The organism is Inquilinus sp. CA228 (assembly GCF_052078665.1).
Taxonomy (GTDB): domain Bacteria; phylum Pseudomonadota; class Alphaproteobacteria; order DSM-16000; family Inquilinaceae; genus Inquilinus.
Genome location: NZ_JBQJIK010000054.1, coordinates 39,432 through 58,732 on the forward strand (window position 1 = coordinate 39,432; position 19,301 = coordinate 58,732).

The 19,301-nt window shown below is 67.9% G+C and carries 14 protein-coding genes and 1 pseudogene; 4 read left to right on the forward strand and 11 right to left on the reverse strand.

What is annotated here, in order from left to right; genetic code table 11:
* Positions 1–7: 7 nt before the first annotated feature.
* The 3 genes from ACTOWL_RS24915 (at position 8) to ACTOWL_RS24925 (ending at position 3,477) form a co-directional block, all read left to right on the forward strand.
* The gene (locus tag ACTOWL_RS24915; protein ID WP_441323982.1) at positions 8–838 is read left to right on the forward strand and encodes a carbohydrate ABC transporter permease; all 831 of its coding nucleotides are present in this window, start codon (positions 8–10) and stop codon (positions 836–838) included.
* Between the two features lie 126 nt (positions 839–964).
* On the forward strand, positions 965–1,381 hold the full coding sequence (locus ACTOWL_RS24920; RefSeq protein ID WP_441323983.1) for a hypothetical protein: 417 nt from the start codon (positions 965–967) through the stop codon (positions 1,379–1,381).
* A gap of 113 nt (positions 1,382–1,494) precedes the next feature.
* Positions 1,495–3,477: a hydantoinase/oxoprolinase N-terminal domain-containing protein gene (locus ACTOWL_RS24925; protein WP_441323984.1), complete on the forward strand. Its 1,983-nt coding sequence runs from the start codon at positions 1,495–1,497 to the stop codon at positions 3,475–3,477.
* A 490-nt stretch (positions 3,478–3,967) separates the two neighbouring features.
* Here the strand turns inward: ACTOWL_RS24925 and ACTOWL_RS24930 are convergent, their stop codons facing one another.
* On the reverse strand, positions 3,968–5,338 hold the full coding sequence (locus ACTOWL_RS24930; protein WP_441323985.1) for an NCS2 family permease: 1,371 nt from the start codon (positions 5,336–5,338) through the stop codon (positions 3,968–3,970).
* A 56-nt stretch (positions 5,339–5,394) separates the two neighbouring features.
* Positions 5,395–7,269 (reverse strand): adenine deaminase, encoded by a 1,875-nt coding sequence (locus ACTOWL_RS24935; protein ID WP_441323986.1) that lies wholly within the window; start codon positions 7,267–7,269, stop codon positions 5,395–5,397.
* A gap of 390 nt (positions 7,270–7,659) precedes the next feature.
* Between ACTOWL_RS24935 and ACTOWL_RS24940 the strand changes: the two genes are divergently transcribed.
* Positions 7,660–9,225 (forward strand): alkaline phosphatase PhoX, encoded by a 1,566-nt coding sequence (locus ACTOWL_RS24940; protein WP_441323987.1) that lies wholly within the window; start codon positions 7,660–7,662, stop codon positions 9,223–9,225.
* A 6-nt stretch (positions 9,226–9,231) separates the two neighbouring features.
* Here the strand turns inward: ACTOWL_RS24940 and ACTOWL_RS24945 are convergent, their stop codons facing one another.
* The 9 genes and pseudogenes from ACTOWL_RS24945 to ACTOWL_RS24985 all read right to left on the reverse strand — a co-directional run.
* Positions 9,232–11,754, reverse strand: a complete 2,523-nt coding sequence (locus ACTOWL_RS24945; protein WP_441323988.1) for a cation:proton antiporter — start codon at positions 11,752–11,754, stop codon at positions 9,232–9,234.
* A gap of 199 nt (positions 11,755–11,953) precedes the next feature.
* The gene (locus tag ACTOWL_RS24950) at positions 11,954–13,630 is read right to left on the reverse strand and encodes a calcium-binding protein (RefSeq protein WP_441323989.1); all 1,677 of its coding nucleotides are present in this window, start codon (positions 13,628–13,630) and stop codon (positions 11,954–11,956) included.
* A gap of 116 nt (positions 13,631–13,746) precedes the next feature.
* Complete coding sequence (gene pdxY, locus ACTOWL_RS24955; RefSeq protein ID WP_441323990.1) at positions 13,747–14,628, reverse strand: pyridoxal kinase PdxY; 882 nt, start codon at positions 14,626–14,628, stop codon at positions 13,747–13,749.
* Between the two features lie 102 nt (positions 14,629–14,730).
* Positions 14,731–16,113: an aminotransferase-like domain-containing protein gene (locus tag ACTOWL_RS24960; RefSeq protein ID WP_441323991.1), complete on the reverse strand. Its 1,383-nt coding sequence runs from the start codon at positions 16,111–16,113 to the stop codon at positions 14,731–14,733.
* A 138-nt stretch (positions 16,114–16,251) separates the two neighbouring features.
* A complete protein-coding gene (locus ACTOWL_RS24965; RefSeq protein ID WP_441323992.1) occupies positions 16,252–17,064 on the reverse strand; it encodes a hypothetical protein in 813 nt (270 codons plus the stop codon).
* 8 nt (positions 17,065–17,072) lie between these two features.
* Complete coding sequence (locus ACTOWL_RS24970) at positions 17,073–18,008, reverse strand: hypothetical protein (protein ID WP_441323993.1); 936 nt, start codon at positions 18,006–18,008, stop codon at positions 17,073–17,075.
* A gap of 200 nt (positions 18,009–18,208) precedes the next feature.
* Positions 18,209–18,556 carry a hypothetical protein gene (locus tag ACTOWL_RS24975; protein ID WP_441323994.1) on the reverse strand — a complete coding sequence of 116 codons (348 nt, stop codon included), beginning with the start codon at positions 18,554–18,556 and terminating at the stop codon, positions 18,209–18,211.
* A gap of 1 nt (position 18,557) precedes the next feature.
* On the reverse strand, positions 18,558–19,124 hold the full coding sequence (locus ACTOWL_RS24980; RefSeq protein ID WP_441323995.1) for a hypothetical protein: 567 nt from the start codon (positions 19,122–19,124) through the stop codon (positions 18,558–18,560).
* Between the two features lie 67 nt (positions 19,125–19,191).
* Positions 19,192–19,301 (reverse strand): annotated as a pseudogene (locus ACTOWL_RS24985) (IS5/IS1182 family transposase); the annotation flags it as partial.

Sequence of the window (19,301 nt, forward strand, 5' to 3'; positions counted from 1 at the left end):
GCCCGCCATGCCCCGCCCCCTCTCGAAGATCCTGCGCCGCGCCGCGCTGTATTTCGCCGTGCTGGTGATCGTGTCGCCGGCGCTGCTGTTCTTCCTGTGGATGCTGTCGCTGTCGCTGAAGCCGGAGGTCGACAACCTCAGCTATCCGCCGGTGCTGATCCCGACCACCCTGGCCTGGAGCAACTACGCCCAGGTCTTCGCCGAGAACTCCTTCGGCCGCTACTTCATCAACAGCCTGATCGTCACCGGCAGCGCCACGCTGATCGGCCTGGTGATCGGCGCCCCGGCCGCCTACGGCATCGCCCGGGCCAGGGCGACCAAGCTGTCCGTCGTCGTCATGATCGCCCGGATGACGCCGGGCCTGAGCTACCTGATCCCGCTGTTCCTGATGTTCCGCTGGCTCGGGCTGATGGGCACGCTGTGGCCGCAGATCATCACCCATCTGGTGATCACCCTGCCGATCGTGATCTGGGTCCTGATCTCCTATTTCGAAGCCCTGCCGATCGAGCTGGAGGAGGCCGGGCGGATCGACGGCGCCAACCGCTGGCAGGTGTTCCGCCACGTCGTGCTGCCGCTGACCCGGCCGGGCCTCACCGTGGCCCTGCTGCTGTCCTTCATCTTCTCCTGGAACAACTTCGTCTTCGGCATCGTGCTGGCCGGGCGCACCACCCGCACCCTGCCGGTCGCGGTCTACAACTCCCTGACCTTCGAGCAGGTCAGCTGGGGGCCGCTTTCGGCCGCGGCGCTGGTGGTGGTGGTGCCGGTGCTGGTGCTGACCGTGGTCGCCCAGAAGCAGATCGTGGCCGGCCTGACCTCCGGCGCGGTGAAGGGCGGCTGAACCGCCACCCCCTCATGAATTCGTCGATGCACCCCAATTGGATCACTTGCAAATTAGGTAAAATGCCGTAGTTTGTAGGTATATAGTCATGCTCATTTGAAGCGCATTGGCTCGGGGGATGGTGTCATGTCCGTCATTCAGATCGCCGACGATCGGGTCCTGCCGGCAACGGCGCCCGCGACCTCGATCCGGACCGCCCTGGTCAGCCGCCAGGACGAGATCCTCTCCCTGCGGCAGAACGCATCCGACATCCTGTTCCGTCTTCGCGCCGTCCGCGAGACCTGGTCCGACACCGACCTGCCGCCGGCCCAGGAGCGCTGGGTGCTGCAGCAGGTCATCGAGTGCCTGACCGTCAGCTGCGACCCGCCGACCGGGGACGAGTTCGACCGGATCGCGGTGGCCGGCCAGGCGCTGGCCCTGCTGTTCGACATGTCGGATGAGGAGTTCGCGGCCGTCGCCGCGGAGGACGACGATTACGACCTGGTCGATTTCGACGCCGATCTCGACGATGCCGAGGATCTGGCAGCGGCCAGCGCGGCGTAGGACCCGGCGACGGCCGCTGCCGGACCCGTCCCCGTCGCATGCCGAATAGCTTTGCCGCGCGAGACGTCTTGTCCTAATCCGAGACGGCAGTTTCAGCTTCGGCACGGTCCATCTTGTCCCTCTCCCTCGGCATCGACACCGGCGGCACCTTCACCGACGCGGTCCTGTTCGACCCCGGCCGCGGCGTCGTCGCCGCCGCCAAGCGGCTGACCACCAAGCACGACCTGGCGCTGGGCATCGGCGCCGCCATCGACGCGGTGCTGGAGCAGCACCCGGCCGAGATCGCCTTCGTCGGCCTGTCCACCACCCTCGCCACCAACGCCGTGGTCGAGGGCCAGGGCAACCCGGCCTGCCTGATCCTGATCGGCTATCCCGAGGCGGCGCTGGACCGTGCCGGGCTGCGCGAGGCGCTCGGCAGCGACCCGGTGGTGGCCGTGTCCGGGGGCCACCGGCCCTCGGGCGAGGAGCAGGCGCCGCTCGACCTCGACGCCGTCCGCGCCGCCATCCTGCGCCACGCCCCGGCCGTCACCGCCTTCGCCGTGGCCGGCTATTTCGCCGTCCGCAACCCGGCGCATGAGCAGGCCGTGCGCGACCTGGTGCGCGACCTGACCGGCAAGCCGGTGACCTGCGGCCACGAGCTGACCTCCGGCCTCGACGCGCCGCGGCGGGCGCTGACCGCGCTGCTCAACGCCCGACTGATCCCGCTGACCGCGTCGCTGATCCGGGCGGTGCGCGGCCGGCTGGACGCCCGCGGCATCGCGGCGCCGCTGATGGTGGTGAAGGGCGACGGGTCGCTGATCGCCGACCGCTTCGCTTTGGCCCGGCCGGTCGAGACCGTGCTGTCCGGCCCCGCCGCCAGCGTCGTCGGCGCCCGCTGGTTGACCGGCCGCGAGGACTGCTTCGTCTCGGATATCGGCGGCACCACCACCGACATCGCCATCCTCAAGAACGGCCGCCCCCTGGTGAACCGCGAGGGCGCCCAGGTCGGCGGCTGGCGCACCATGGTCGAGGCGGTGGAGATCCGCACCTTCGGCCTCGGCGGCGACAGCGAGGTCCGCATCGAGCCGGGCATCGGCCTGGCGGTCGGGCCGCGCCGGTCGGTGCCGCTGAGCCTGCTGGCGCACCAGCATCCGGAGATGCTGGCGGCGCTGCGCCGCCAGGCCGATCGGGCCGAGGGCATCAGCCTGGACGGCCGCTTCGCCCTGCGCCTGCGCGCGCTCGACACCGATACGCTGTCGCCGCCGGAGCGGCGGATCTGGGACGCGCTGGCCGACGGGCCACAGCCGCTGGAGACCGTCCTGAGCAGCCACCTGCTCGACCGGCCGCTGGAGCGGCTGGTGGCGCGCGGGCTGGTGATCCTGTCCGGCTTCACCCCGACCGACGCGGCGCATGTGCTGGGGCTGCATGGCGGCTGGTCGCGCGAGGCGGCGCTGCTGGGCGCGGCGCTGTGGGCCCGGCGCCCGGCCGAGCCGGGCTGGACCCCGCCCGCCGATGCCGAGGCCTTCGCCCGGTCGGTGCTGGAGCGGCTGACCGCCGACAGCGCCCTGGCCCTGGTCGAGGCGGCGCTGGCCCGCGACGGCGTCGCCGATCCCGCCCGCGAGGCCCGCGGCCTGCTGCCCCGCCGGGCGGTGGCGGGCGACCACGTGGCCTCCGACCTGCTGCGCCCTGCCCTCGTCCTCGGCCTGCCGCTGGTCGGCATCGGCGCCTCGGCCGCGACCTATTATCCGGAGATCGCCCGGCGCCTGGGCACCGAGAGCGTGGTGCCGGAGCATGCCGGCGTCACCAACGCCATCGGCGCGGTGGCCAGCGGCGTGCTGCAGCGGGCCACCGTCACCATCACCGCGCCGGAGGAAGGCCGCTTCCGCGTCCACGCCCCGGCCGGCATCCGCACCTTCGGCAGCCTGGAGGAGGCCGCCGCCCATGCCGAGGCCGAGGCCCGCGGCCGGGCCGAGGCCCTGGCCCGCGAAGCCGGCGGCCAGGAGGTGGCGGTCACCGTCACCCGCGCCGACCGCGTGGTGGCGATGGCCGGCGGCCTCGACCTGTTCGTCGAAAGCACCGTCACCGCCACCGCCGCAGGGCGGCCACGGATGGGGTGAGGCTGCTCCGGCGGCTGGGCCCGAGCCACCCCCTCACCCGAAATCGCTACGCGATTTCGACCTCTCCCCAAGGAGAGGTAAAAGGGGCCGCGGCTCGTATTCCCCTCTCCTCGGGGCTATGGCATTCACACATCGATCGGCGACACCGACGGCGGGCATGTGAACAGATTGCCTCTCCCGCTTGCGGGAGAGGTCGGACATCCGAAGGATGTCCGGGTGAGGGGATAGCGGCCTCGCCGAAAGCGCTGCTTTGCCGCAAGCGAACGCATGATCAACCCTGTCCTGAAACGCTGATCCTGGTGTCGCGGCCGAGCCGCCCTCACCCGGTCTCGCTGTGCGAGCCCGACCTCTCCCGCAAGCGGGAGAGGCAACGGGAATGCGCCTGGACATGTGTGAATCCGATAGCTCCTCGGGGAGAGGGAGGGGCCCGGCGCCGAAGGCGACGGGAGGGTGAGGGGGAGAGCCGGCCGCGCCGCCGAGCAAGCTCCCCTCACATCAGCCGGCTCGTGACGACAAAGAACAGCACGAAGATCACGCCCAGCCCCCACACCACCGGGGTGACGCCGGAGCGGCGACCCAGCGCCAGGCACAGCAGGATGTAGGCGAAGGTGCCGATCGCCATGCCGTTGATCAGGTTGTTGCTGAGCACCGTGACCAGCAGCATCAGCACCACCGGCACCGCATTGGCCAGGTCCGACATGTCGACCCTGGCCAGCCCCTGCAGCATGAAGATGCCGACCACCACCAGCGCCGGCGCCGTGGCCTGGGGCGGGATGATGACGAAGACCGGCCAGATGAACAGCGCCAGCACGAAGCAGGCCGCGACCACCACCGAGGTCAGCCCGGTGCGGCCGCCGGCCTGCACCCCGGCGACGGATTCGATGAAGGCGGTGACCACCGAGGTGCCGAGCAGCGGCCCGACGATGGTGGCGGTCGCGTCGGTCGAGAACGCGGCGGTGGCGTTCGGGATCGACCCGTCCGGCCGACGCAGATTGGCCGCCCCGGTGACGCCGATCAGGGTCGCCAGCGTGCTGAAGAACTCGCCGCACAGGAAGTAGAACATCAGCGGCAGCGCCACCACGAAATGCGAGACGAGGTAGCTGAAATCGAGCGCCAGGAAGGTGCTTGCAGGCCATTTCGGCAGGGCGAAGACCGTGGCCGGCAGCGACGTCACCATGGTGCCGTCATCCTTCAGCGGCACGAAGATGCCGATCACGGTGAGGACGGCGATCGACAGGATCAGCGCCCCCGGCACGTTCCGCGCGACCAGCACCGGCGTGACCAGGATGCCGGCCAGGGTCAGCAGCACCGGCGGGCTGGCCAGCGACCCCATCGCCACATAGGTGTTCGGGTTGGCGACGATGAAGCCGGCGCCGCGCAGGCCGATGAACACGATCAGCGTGCCGACCGCGGCCTGGATGCCGATCTTCAGCGCGTCCGGCACCTCCTTCGCCACCTTCTCGCGCAGCTTCGACAGGCTCAGGGCCAGGAAGATCACGCCGGTGACGGCGACCATGGCCAGCGCCCCCTGCCAGGGGATGCCCATCTGCTTCACCATCACATAGGCGAAGACGATGTTGGACCCCATCGCCGGCGCCACGGCCAGCGGCAGGTTGGCGGTCAGCCCCATCATCAGGCTGCCGAAGATCGCGGCCAGGGCGGTGGCGATCACCAGGTCGCCGCGGTCCATCCCGGCAGCCGACATGATCGCCGGGTTGACGGCGACGATATAGGCCATCGCCGCGAAGGTGGTGATGCCGGCGATCACCTCCTGCGGCAGCGAGCTGCCGCGCTCGGACAGCCTGAAACGGCGGTCGAGCCAGCCCCCCGTGGACGACGCGCGGACATTGGAAACGGTCATGAGCCCCCCTCGCCCGGGTCTGCGCCGGGTCGGTTCGATCGGAACGGCGCTCCCCCCTACCAGACGACGGGGTGGGTCTCCCCGCTCTGCACATTGACGAAGCCCTGCGGCGCCTGCTCGCAGGGCGCCACCAGCACCCAGCGCCACGGCGCGCAGGTCAGGGTGGCGAAGATCAGCCGCTCCGGGAAGCCCGGGAACCAGCGCGGATGGAAGGTCGGCTCGTACATCCAGTCGATGCCCTCGGCCGCGGCGTACAGCGCCTGCATCTCGGCGTCGAGATCCTCCGGCGGCCGGCAGCTCATCAGCCCGCCGATCTCGTAGCGCACCGTGGCCAGCACCTCGCCGTCGCGCACCAGGGCCCAGCCGCCCTGCAGCTCGGCCAGGGTGTTGACCGCCAGCGCCATGGCGGCGTCGGAGGAGCCGGCGACCCAGATGTTGTGCTTGTCATGCGCCACCGAGCAGGCAAGCGCGGTCTCCGCCGTGCGCGGACCGCAGCCGAGCCAGAACATCTTCGCCACCCGCCCGTCGCCGGAGAAGCGGTCGACGATGGCGAATTTGGTGATGTTGCGCTCCGGGTCTCGCTGCACCGCGCCGTCGCGCACCGGCAGCTCGGCGGTGATGAAGCCGTCGGCCCAGTGGAACGGCCGCAGCAGCGCCGCCTGCATGGTCTCGCGGCCCGGCGCGGCCGGCAGCGCAAAATCCGCCGCCGTCAGGTCGCGCTTGATGTTGACCGTCTGCCGCGCCCAGCCCGGCCAGTCGATCGCCGGCACCGGGCCGGTGTAGCGCTGGCCCTCGGACACCGGCTGGCCGTCGGACCAGACCTCGACGATCTCGAGGCTCGCCACGTCCGACAGCAGCACCACGTCGGCGTAGCGCCCCGGCGCCAGGCTGCCGACCCAGGGCGTCAGCCGCATGTGCCGCGCCGGGTTCAGGGTGACGCACTGGATCGCGATCTCCGGCGCCAGCCCGTGGCGGATCGCCAGCCGGGCGTTGTGGTCGGTGGCGCCGAGCTTGAAGGTGTCGGAGACGCTGCGGTCGTCGGTGGTGAAGGCGAGCTGCGACCAGTCGGCCAGGCCCTTCCCGATCAGCCAGGGGATCACCTCCGGCATCGAATAGGGCCGCAGCTCGACGAAGATGCCGTGGGCCAGCTTCTCCCACACCTCCTCCGGCGTCCACGCCTCGTGGTCGGAGGCGAGGCCGGCGGCAGCGAAGGCGCTGATCGAAGCGGTGTCGCGCAGGCCCGCGCCATGGCCCTCGACCACGCCGCGTTGCTCGAAGGTGGCGCGGATCATGCCCCAGAGCCGCGGATAGGACGGGTTCTCCGGGTTCCAGACCGCCGGCCAGTCCATCACCTCGTCCAGGCCGGCGACCATCAGGCTCTCCTTCAGGAAGCCTTTCTGCTCGTCATAGCCGTACCAGCCGCCGCCCCATTCATAGGCGGTCGGCGGCACCGCCGAGCCGGGCAGCGGGAAGATCTTGAGCGGCGAGCCGCGGCGCCGGGCTTCGAACCAGAAGGCCAGGTTGTTCGGCCCGTCGACATTGGAGAATTCGTGGCTGGCCTCGCAGGTCCAGGTGTTGCCGCGCGGCAGCACCAGCGCGGCCTCCCATTCCGGCGTCAGATGCGTGCTCTCGATGTGCTTGTGCACCTCGCCGAAGCCCGGCACGGCCGCCAGATCCGGCTTCTCCACCCGCCGCGCCGCGGTGCCGGGCCAGGTGCCGGCCGGCCCGGTCCAGGCGATGCGCCGGCCCTTGATCGCGATCTCCTGGTCGTCGCGCCAGGTCCGGGTGTGGATTTCGAGCAGCCGGCCCACCCGCAGCAGCGTGTCGGCCGGGCGCTTGCCCAGCGCGGTCAGCACCAGGTCCTGGCGAATCGCCACCTCGTCCTCCGCACCGATCAAGAGGTCGTCGGGCAAGGAGGGGGCGCTGGCCATGGCCGGTCTCCGAAGAAGGTATGTCCGACCTTTACCTCTCCCTAGGAATCCCCGCCAGTCCCTTTTCCGCAGGCCGCAGGTGAAATTTCAAAGGGGTGACGCCGGCCAAGGGATGGCCGGAAGCCTCGCCACCCGGCCCAAGATCAACTCACAATCAAAGACAGAACAATTTATCAGAAAATCCAAACTACTATAACACTGCAACAAATATGAAACACGGCAGAGCCATCGATTTTATTTCTTCTGCAAAGCCAAGTCTCCTTAACAAAAGTTTATCTGATCTTGGCTATAGCTTTCCCGGTCAGTGATTCCCTTGGCTTTGGGACAGCCATCCTTCGCCTCAGGCGTTTGCAGGACCCAGGTCGACGGACAGCCAGCAGGAGATCCACCATGTCCATCCCCACCTCCCGACGCCTCCTCCTTCAGGGTGGCGGCGCCGCCCAGGCCCTGGGCGCCATCGGCAGCCTCGGCGCGCTGTCGCAGCGCCAGGCCCAGGCCGCCGCCACCGGCGAGAACTGGACCGCCCCGGTCCGCAGCCCCTACGGCCCGCTCGCCCCGGCCGCCGACGAGAGCACCGGCCTGCCGCTGCTGCTGCTGCCGCCGGGCTTCCGCTACAGCTCCTTCTCCTGGACCGGCGACCGCATGGCCGACGGCCAGCCGGTGCCGCGGGCCCATGACGGCATGGCGGTGATGCACGGCAAGGGCGGCCGCTGGTTCGGCTTCGGCCGCGGCCATGGCCACGGGCACGGCCGCGAGGACGAGCTGATCCTGGTCCGCAACCACGAGATCAACGCCGCCGCCACGTCGATGACCGCGCCGGGCACCTACGACACCGGCACGATCGACACCAGCGGCTCGCGCGCCGGCGGCGGCACCACCACGCTGCGCTTCCGCAACGGCCGCTGGCTCTCGGCGGAAGCCAGCCTGGCCGGCACCACGCAGAACTGCGCCGGCGGCCACACGACCTGGGGCACCTGGCTCACCTGCGAGGAGGTCAAGACCAACGCCCGGTCCACCGCCGGCCGCCGCCACGGCTATGTGTTCGAGGTGCATCCGGAGGCCGAGCGCACCACCGGCCGCCCGCTGGTGGCGATGGGCCGCTTCAGCCATGAGGCCGTGGCCATCGACCCGCGCACCGGCGTCATCTATCTGACCGAGGACGACCGCAACAAGTCGGGCCTGTACCGCTTCATCCCGTTCGACCGCTCGGGCCGCTACGGCGCGCTCGATCATGGCGGCCGGCTGCAGGCGGCCCGCGTCCGCCGCCGTCCGAACGCCGACCTGGTGGTCGCCCATGTCGGCGACGAGTACCAGCTGGAGTGGATCGACATCGAGCAGCCGGACATGGACGCGGTCACCGCGCCGATCGGCTTCCCCGACATCGGTGCCGGCGAGACGCTGAGCGGCCCGTTCGCCCAGAGCTGGGCCGAGGGCGGGCTGCGGATGAGCCGCGGCGAGGGCATCTTCTACGCCGATGGCCGCATGTTCATCGTCGACACCAGCACGGGCAAGGAGCCGAGCGGCCGGCTCGGCCGCGGCTACGGCGCGGTCTGGGTGCTGGACCTGTTCACCCAGCGGCTGCGGGCGCTGTTCGTCAGCGACAGCCAGATCGCGGCGCACAACCCGGACAACGTCACGGTCAGCCCGCGCGGCGGCGTGGTGCTGTGCGAGGACCCGGACGCGGCGCCGGCCGGCAGCCCGGACAATTACGGCCCGGGCACCCGGCTGGTCGCGCTGACCCGCCAGGGCGCGCCGTTCTACCTGTTGAAGAACAATGTCGAGCTGACCGCCGGCCAGATCGCCGACGCCGGCAAGACCATCGCCGAGGGCGACTACCGCGCCAGCGAGTTCGCCGGTGCGTGCTGGAGCCCGGAGGGGCGGACCCTGTTCGTCAACATCCAGACCCCGGGCATCACCTTCGCCATCACCGGCCCGTGGCAGCGCGGTCCGCTCTAGGCGGCGTCAGACGGCCTCTTCTTCCCCCAGCGCCGAGATCGTCCGTTCGGTCTCGGCGCTGCGGGCGCGGGCCACCTCGGTGATGGTGCGGCGCAGATCGGGGTGGGCGCTGGCCAGGGCCTGCAGGTCGCGGGCGGTCAGCGCCAGCAGCTTGCAGAAGGCGATGGCGGTGACGGTGGCGTTGCGGCGGCCGCTGATCAGCACCGCCATCTCGCCGAAGAAATCGCCGCGGCCGAGCCGGAACTTGCGGCCGCCGCGGCCGATCTCGACCGCGCCGGAGGAGATGAAATACATGGTGTCGCCGCGGTCGCCGGCCTGGACGATGGCCTCGCCCGGCACCGCGAAGATCGGCTTCAGCAGCTTGCAGATCTGGCCGATCCGCTCCTCCGACAGGCCCTGGAAGAACGGCAGGCGCCGCACCAGCTCGGCGGTGCTCAGGCCGAGGTCCAGCTGCGGCCGCTTCTGCAGCGTCTCGTACAGCCGGCCGACGTCGCGCTGCAGGTCCTCATAGATCTCGCCGCTGATGAACTGCTGGTTGCGCAGCTCGTCATATTCCGCCGATTCCAGCCGCAGCGCCGCCCAGCGCAGGAAGCGCTCGGACATCCGCCGCTCATAGTCCGGATATTGCAACCGCAGCGCCTCGATCGCGGCGACGCAGGCGTCGAGCCGGGTGGTCAGCACGGCGTTCAGCGACTGCCACACCTCGGCGCCGAGCAGCCGGCGCATCTCGGCCTCGGCGTGGCGCTGCAGCATCTCGATCATCATCCGCGCCACCTTCAGCATCTCCAGGCGGTCGGCGATGCCGCTGGACAGCGGCCGGTCCCAGCCGGAGTAGCGCTGCAACTGGATGGCCAGGCGGAAGCTGGGCCCGAAATCGATGTTGCGGGCGGCGGCGGCGAGATAGCCGGCCCGGCCGCCGGTCATCGCCGCATCGTGCAGCCGGCCGACCTGGGCCAGCAGGTCGACCGTGGTCCGGCGCGACATCAGCTTCTGGTCGAAATGCTCGACCACCAGGTCGCGCTCGCGGTTGGCCAGGGCCATCAGCCCCATCCGCTCGCGCTCCTTCGGATCGATCATGAAGGGCCGGCTGGCCAGGCCGCTGAGCCGGCTGCGATAGGCCTCGGCCGCCTCCTTCGCCACCTCCGGCGACAGATGCTGCTCCGCGGCGATCTCCTCGATCCGCTCGGCGATGCCCTCGCGCGCCTGGTGCAGGGCGCGGTCGCGCAGCGCCAGCTCGGTCGCGCTCAGCGCGTTCAGGCCGAGCGCGCGCATCACGATCCGCAGCGTGGTGGCGTTGATCAGCAGCGTCCACAGCACGAAGCCGGTGGCCAGCACCACCACGAAATGCGTCGCCTCGGGCCCGAGCAGCGGGTTCTCGCTGACCGCCAGGGCCAGCGCCAGGGTGACGGCGCCGCGCAGCCCGCCCCACAGGATGACGACGCGGTAGGGCGTGCTGATCGGCTGGCCGACCTTGAGCCAGGTCAGCACCGGCAGCAGCCCCCACAGCACGATCGCCCGGGCGGCGAAGGCGGCGGCGATCAGCACCAGCAGCAGCAGGCCGTCCTCGACCGTGGCGTCGCGCAGGAACTCCGGCACCAGCATGGCGGCGAAGATGAAGATCAGGGTCGAGGCGCAGAAGCCGAGCAGCGCCCACACCTTCTCCAGCCCCTCCCAGCCCTCGGCCGAGATCCGCACCCGGCCGGTGGAGCCGACCACCAGCGCCACCGTCACCACCGCGACCACGCCGGAGACGTGCAGGTAGCGCTCGGCCACGATGTAGGCGATGTAGGGCAGCGCCAGGGTGAAGGCGACCTCGGCCACCGGGAACCGGTTCAAGGGCCGCATCACCATGAAGGCCAGGCGGCCGGCGATGAAGCCGAACAGCCCGCCGCCGATGAAGAAGCGCAGGAACAGCAGCGGCGCGCCGCCGGCATCGGCCTCGCCATGGCCGTCGCCGCCGGAGGTCAGCAGGCCGACCAGCACGATGTAGAGGGTGATGGCCGCGGCGTCGTTGAGCAGGCTCTCGCCCTCGACCAGGATGGTCAGGCGCCTTGGCGCCCCGGCGTCGCGGAAGATGCCGATCACCGCCGCCGGGTCGGTGGTGGCGACGATGGCGCCGAGCAGCAGGCACAGCAGCAGCTCGTGGCTCGAAGTGCCCCACAGCGCCACCCCGACCACCAGGCTGCACACCAGCACGGCGACCACGGCGAGGGTCAGGATCGGCGCCATCTCGTCCATCATCCGCCGCACATCCATGTGCAGCCCGGCCTCGAACAGCAGGATCGGCAGGAAGATGTGCAGGATCGCCTCGGACCGGATCTCGCCGCCGGTCAGCGCATGGGTGAACTCCGACAGCGGCCCGCCGCTGCCGATCGCGCCGGTAGCGCTGGCGACCGAGCCCAGGGCGATGCCGAGCCCGGCGATCAGCACCGAATGCGGCAGCGACAGCCGCGCCGCCAGCGGCTGCAGCAGCGCCACCAGCACGATCAGGACGGAAATGGCGAGCACCGCCAGGGCGATATCGGGCATGGCTTCCCATCGGCAACGCCGGATCCGCCCGGCACGGCGATACTACACGAGCAGCGCCGCCTGTCGCCGGTGATGGTGGTCACTGAAGGCTGAGATCAGCCCGGCGCGTCGCCGCTTGCAAACCATGAAGTCCTGTCGGCGGGACAGCCGGGCACCGCCGGCGGAATCGGCTGGTCCTTCGGCCGGGCTTCGTCGAGGGTCAGAGCACGAAATCCGCCACGACGAGCCCGATGGCGCCGGTGAGCTGGATGTGGAAGTCCGAGGCGCCGTCACCGTCGACATCGCCGGCGACGGTGGTGACCCCCGGGGCGGTGAAGGCGAAGCGAAGCTGTCCGGCCACGCCGGTGTAGAGGCCGCTGCCGATGAAGCTGAAGGCCTGGTCGCCGGGCGCGCCGGTGTTCGCGTCGATCAGCGACAGGTCGATCCTGTCACCCTGGGCATGGCTGAAATCGGCGATCCGGTCGGCATTGGCCCCGACCACGCTGTCCGCGGTCGCGGCATAGGAGAAACGGTCTGCCCCGGTCCCCCCCGTCAGCGAGTCCTTGCCGGCGCCGCCGCCGAGCACGTCATTGCTCTCAAAGCCGTTCAGCGCATTGGCCCCGCTGCTCCCGGTCAGCGTATCGCCGCCCTGGCTGCCGTTGACGTTCTCGATCGCGGCGAAGGTGTCGCCCGCGGCGTTGCCGCCGCTGCCGGTGCCGGTGGCGAGATTCACCGTGACGCCGGTGGCCTCGCCCCAATAGCTGGCGAGGTCGACGCCGGCGCCGCCGTCCAGCTTGTCCGCGCCGCCGCGCCCGCGGAGCACGTCGCCGCCGTTCCAGCCCTGCAGCGTGTTGGCGCCGGCATCGCCGGAGAGGGTGTCGCTGCCCTGGCTGCCGCTGAGGTTCTCGATCCCGACCAGGGTGTCGCCTTCGGCCGCGCCGCCGCTGCCGGTCGCCGCAGCGAGGTCGACGACGACGGCTTCCGGACGCTTGTAGTAGCTGGCGGTGTCGATGCCGGCGCCGCCGTCGAGCTGGTCGGCACCCTCTTCGCCATAGAGCACATCGTTGCCGTCGCCGCCGTTGAGGATGTCCTCACCATCGTGCCCCAGCAGGATGTCGGTGCCGCCGAGACCGCTGAGGACGTCGTCCCCGCCCCGGCCGTCGAGCAGGTTGTTCCCGGCCGAGCCGGTCAGGATATCGTTGACGAGGAAGGCGCCGTAGGCATTCTCGATGCCGGAGAACACGTCGCCCGCGGCATCGCCGCCGCTGGCGGTGCCGGTGCTGAGATTGATCGTCACGGCGGCGGAGCCGGCATAGTCGATCAGGTCGATCCCGGCGCCGCCGTGGAGCTGGTCCGCCCCGTCGCTGCCCGTCAGGTGATCGTCGCCGGCCCCACCGATCAGCGTATCGTTGCCGGACAGCCCGCTGAGATCGTCATTGCCGTCAGCGCCGTTGAGGACATTGGCGACACCAATGCTGCCGATGAGCGTGTCCCCGCCCAGGCCACCGATGATATTCTCCATATCGACACAGCTGTCGCCCGCGGAGTCGTTGCCGCCGCCGGAGCCGACGCCGTTGGCGAGGTTGAGGACCACCCCGGCGATGGCGCCGGCATAGCTGACGGTGTCGATGCCGCTGCCGCCTTCGAACCGGTCCGCGCCGGCGCCGCCGGTCAGCACGTCATCGCCGTTGCCGCCGACCATCCTGTCGTCGCCGAGGCCGCCATCGATCAGATCGATGCCGCCGCCGCCATGGATGATGTCGTTTCCGCCGAGGCCGTTCAGGGTATCGTTGAAGGCCGTCGCCTGCGGGATATCGGTGTAGCCGGGCGGGAGGACCACCCCGTCGCCGAGCAGATGGATCAGATCGTTTCCCGCGGTTCCGTTGACGACGGCCATTCTCGAACTCCAACTGGACAGGCGCGGCACCCGCACCGGCGGTCATTCTGCATAAGATCGTCTGTGGCGCATCTCCCAGATGGGAGAGCGCGGACAACTCTCTTCGCCTGGAGCCCCTACCCCGCCACCTTTTTCACCTCGAAATGCCCGGGCGGATGGGCGATGGCGTCCTGGGCGGCGACCAGCTGGATCTCGCGCTGGCCCGAAAGATGCGTCGCCTCCATCACCGCATAGACGGTGCCGGCGGTGCGGCCCAGCGCCACGGCCGGGTCGCCGCTCCTCAGCCAATGCGCCAGGAACAGCGCCGCGGTGATGTCGCCCGAGCCGTTGACCGAGATCGGCAGCCGCGGCGTCGCCACGATCCAGGCCCCGTCCGGCGCCACCGCCAGCATCTCGATCACGTCGTCCGGCGCGTCGCGGCGGATCAGGCTGGTGACCAGCACGATCTTCGGCCCGGTCGCCTGCACCTTGCGGGCCGCCGCCAGCGCGTCGTCCAGCGTCGCGATCGCCCGGTCGTCGCCGACCCCGGCGCCGAGCCCGGCCAGGAACTCCAGCTCGAACTGGTTCGGGGTGATGATGTCGGCCTGCGGCACCGCCTTGTCGCGCATGAACTCCGGCAGGCCGGGGCGGACGAAGAAGCCGCGGTCGACATCGCCCAGCACCGGGTCGCAGCAATACACCGCCTGCGGGTTCGCCGCCTTCACCTTGGCCACGGCGTCGAGCACGACATGGCCGAGCGACACGTCGCCCATATAGCCGGACAGCACGGCGTCGCAGCCCGGCAGCACGCCGCGCTCCTCGACCCCGCGCAGCACCTCGGCGATCTGGTCGGCCGGCAGCACCGGGCCGCGGAAGCTGCCATATCCGGTGTGGTTCGAAAAATGCACGGTCAGCACCGGCCAGACATCGATGCCGAGGCGCTGCAGCGGGAACACCGCGGCGCTGTTGCCGACATGGCCGTAGGCGACGGAGGACTGGATCGACAGGATGGCGGTCACGGGTCGGCTTTCTTTCGTTCGGTGTCGGTAGGTTGGGTTCGCCCTTGCGAACCCAACAATGGCTCGGGCTGCGGGATGTTGGGTTCGCGTCGCGAACCCAACCTACGCCGCGGCCAAACTCAAATCCGGATCGCTCCTGAGCAGATCCACCAGCACCCGCAGCCCCCGCTCCAGCTCCTCGGCATCGGCGGCGGCAGTCAGCGTGATGCGCATGGCGTGCGGCGTCTCGGCCCGGCCGGGCACGAACAGCTCGGTCGAGGTCATGGCCAGGCCGCGCAGCCGCGCCGCCGCCACCACGTCCTGCGCCCGCCACGGCTCCGGCAGCTCGAGCCAGATGTGGAAGCAGCCGGGCTGGCTGTGCCAGGTCAGCCCCTCCAGCACCCGCGCCGCCACCGCGTGGCGCGCCTTGGTCTCGCGCCGGATGCGGTCGGCCAGCACGTCGCAGGTGCCGTCCTCGATCCAGTCGGCGACGATCTGCCCCATCACCGGCGGCGCCATCCAGTTGGTGGCGCGGGCGGCGGAGCTGAAGCGCCCGAGCCGGTCGGACGGCATGGCGGCGAAGCCGATGCGCAGCGACGGCGCCATGCTCTTCGACGCCGCGGTGATGTAGATGCTGCGCTCCGGCGCGAAGCTGGACAGGGCCGGCGGCGGGTCCTCGGCGATGGTGCCGTAGATGTCGTCCTCGACGATGGTGATGCCGAGGTCGCGGCACAGCTCGGCGATCGCCTTGCGGCGCTCGACCGACATGGTCTTGGTGGTCGGGTTGTGCAGCGTCGGGGTGGTGTAGAGCAGCCGCGCGCCCGAGGCGCGGGCCGCGGCCTCCAGCGCCTCCGGGATCATCCCCTCCCCGTCCATGGCGACGGCCTTGAGCGACAGGCGCAGCAGGCTGGACAGGGCGCGGACGCCGGACCAGGTCAGCTCCTCCACCAGGATCGGGTCGCCGGGGTCGCAGAACGCCATCAGCGCGGCGGTGATGGCGTGCTCGGCGCCGCTGGTCACCAGGACGCGCTCGGGCCCGACCTCGATGCCGCGGCGGCGGATCCACTGGGCCCCGGCGGCGCGGTGCTCCCACCGCCCGGTATGGGCCTGGTAGTTGATCAGCTCGCCGAGCGCGTTCGACCCGGCGATGCGGCGCATGGCCTCGGCGTATTCCGGGGCGACGACATGGCTGGGCGGCCGGTTGACGCCGAGCTCGATGGTCTGCGGCCCGCCGACCGCCGGCATGTCGAGCGTGGCCTGGGACCGGGCGCCGGCCTTGACGAAGCTGCCGCGCCCGACCTCGCCGGCGACGAGGCCGCGGCGCTCGGCCTCGGCATAGGCGCGGCTGACGGTGCCGACGGTGACGCCCAGCCGCCAGGCGAGGTCGCGATGGGTGGGCAGCCGCTCGCCGACCTTGAGCCGACCGGCATAGACGTCCTCGGCGATGGCGTCGGCGATGCGGAGATATTTCGGCCCCGCGCGGTCGACCAGCGACGGCATCCACATGGCGGCCTCCTCTTGTGTCGCGCCCATTGTGTCACGATTGTCTCGATCCGCATCAGAGCACGATCGGGACAATCGGGACAAGGAGGGGTGGGATGCAACGCGGACAGGGCAGGATTGTCGGGGTGCGGGAATGTAGCGCTAGGCTATGAGCCCCTGACAAGCCACCGAAATGAAGAACCCCGTCATATGTGCTTTCCGACCAAACTGAGCACGTGCCAATGATGGCGAAGCCCCGTCAATCACGAGGGAAGCATTACCAGTTCGGAAGCGCAAAGCAGCCTGTCGATTTGCTAGGCCGGTAAATAGTGGACGAAATCCATAACCTCGCCCGTGATCAAAGCCGAATCGAGACGCACCGTCTGTCAGGGCGAGACGAAGCGCCTCAGAATGATCATCAAGTTTCCGGTACTCCGGCGCTTCCCGCAATGTAGCAAGAAGTCCAACACCCCGATCCGAGACGACGAATTCAAAAACTCCCGGTAAAGCGTGAAATGCAACTATTCCACTATCCTGTACTCCAGAATGCTCAATTATGTTACTGCGAAATTCTCCCATCGCCGCAATCATTTGCGAAGACCAATCGCTAGACAATCCGGCACCGATAGCCGCACGCTTCGCCTCGATCGCGAAAGCCACCCAATCCTGCTCGATGGTCTCTCTACCGGTCTTCAGGACCCCTAACGATCTCTCCGCTTGTGAAGTCCAACGTGAGCTCTCCGATACAATTGCCCTACCCAACCCAGCAAAGGAGCTCACGTCAAGCCAACCTCCACGCATCGAAGGCGGGCCGACACCGGCAGCATAAAGCTGATACAGTTCAAGTATTGGTCCTAATTGTTTTCCGATAAAAGAAAAATCGAATTTCTCTACATTTAAAACTCCTCGCGCCGCAGCAAAAGCTAGATCATCTACCGCTTTGAAATCGAGCAGCCGAACCGTGGATCTATTCACGAAGCCACTCACTTTCCGCTGATCACCGAGACACTAAGCAAGCGGATCAGCTCAGTCATCAGATTCACGTTATGCTCAAAAGCATCATCGACCCCTTCCTCAGGTGGCGTTGGAATATGCTCCCAGCTGATAGCTGCGTTTTCATCGATTATCGCGTTTCGACGATTCACAGCTCTCATGAAAGCCGACGTATCCAGCACGACAACTTTATCAAAGGCTTCGACCAGTACCGGCAGCATCTCCAATCCACCTCTGATGACGATAGTTAACGGACGATCGATGCTGTGCGCTAATCTAGCCAGCCACCCCGCATGAACCTCGCAGCGACCGAGCCGACCGGAGCCCGTCGTAAATTCATAAGCTAAATGGGTGATCTCTGGTCGCTCAGCGACGAAGTCTATCCACCGCTCGTTGTCTGTATCGGAGCGTGCATTCACGTGAAGTGCGGATGGCATTCCAGCCTGCAGGAACTCGTCATTCACGAGCGCTATGCGTTTCATTGAATGCAGATCATCCCAACGTGGCCTATTCGCAAATAGGCTATAATTCGGCGTCGTTACAAGGCTCACACCAAGCCGACGCAAGGCCAAAATTGCAGATACCCGTGCCTCACGGCCATATCTCCACCACCGCTCCAGCGGCTGATCCTGATCTATCCCGGACAGGATGATTGTCGTGTTGGGTCCAAGGCGGAACCTCTCGCGTAGCTCGACCTCGCTTGTGAACTTTGGAGCACCAGTCATCCTGTGTAGCAAGCGGTACAAGGGCAGAGCCACAGCAGGCCCACAGTAGAGCCGGCTCCGGCTATTTCCATGATAGATCAAGGGCACCATATTCGGAAGATCAGGCGGTTCCAGATGAGGCGCACGCGGCACGTTGTTGAAATCGAAGCCACCAATTTCGCGAATCTTTTGGGTGAAATGAAATGCTTTTAGTCGGCACATCTGTGCGCAGTCATCAGACCGATTGCAACAGTGAGCTAAACAATCAAAAAGCTTAATCTTTGCATGCAATCCGCCGCAGACAGAGAGGTCTGGGCAACTAGAGCAACCAAGAGAAGAAGTACGGTCTGGCGACTCCCATAACTTTCGTTCGCGACGACGATTCCTTGCCTCGATCTTCGCAGGATCGTGTGGATGCGGAATCAGCAAAGCGTGACCTCCGCTACAGCCGATAGCTCATGGACATCCTGGACGATGGCGGTTGCCACTCCACACGAGTCCTCGACCGCCTGATAAATATCAGCGGGCGGCGCATCAACTTTTGCCACAATGGAGAGGACGTCACGAAACACGAGCGATTGACCGCTGATCTCTACGATCAGCTCCTGGCCAATCTCGATTTTAGCGTTCGGCCTCACATCAATAGGGAATGTTGGTCGATCTTCGATAGGTACGCGCGTAAACAGATCGCATGTCCCGAGACGCACGCGTGCCAGATCCAGGTGTTTTTCGAACGCTCTGCTGATTCTGCCGATGAAATCGACACCCACTTTAGACTCCTTCGAAAAGTGGCCTATAGTGCTTGTTGCGCCCCATGCTCAACTCGATCACGATCCCCGCTTGTGCAAGCGCGGACAACCGATTGTTCCAAGCCGTTTGCTTCACACCCTCATCGCTGCCAAATTCTCTTTGAAGCAGAGCCGCATCCAGTTCTCGACGCTCCGATATAAGATCGAAGATCTTCCTTTGCTTGGCTTCCAAGCGCCCAAGCACCCGGACATCGGAGATGGTACCGGCGTCCGCCACTTTGCAGGAGAGAATTGCGTCTCCACGCGATTGAAGAATATCATCAAGCTCTTCAGTCACAATATCATTGGCATTCGCCACGACCGGATAGAACTTCGATCTGCGCCCACGAACGATATCGCGAAATGCAACCACACTCTCACGAAGGAAGCTAGCTGTGGCGACGCTGATAAGCTCGAAATCCAAGAGAACCGGCTCCGGGGACTCCGGCTCGCGCGCCGTAAGCACTACCAGTTTGCCCGCTAACCCACGCCCGCCGATCGCGCCAGCGCACACATCCGACTCCGCTTGATTCTTGATCGAGATACGCATTCTCATCAATCTCATCAGATTTTCATGACGATTATGAGGGACTCATTCTTAGAGTCTGTTTTGAAAATCAGGGATGAGTGTTTCGTCGGATGAGAATTCCGCCCATGGCGACGAGGATCATCGCGTGCGAGACGTCGATGCGCTTTTCGTAGTCGCGGACGAGGCGGCGCCATCTGG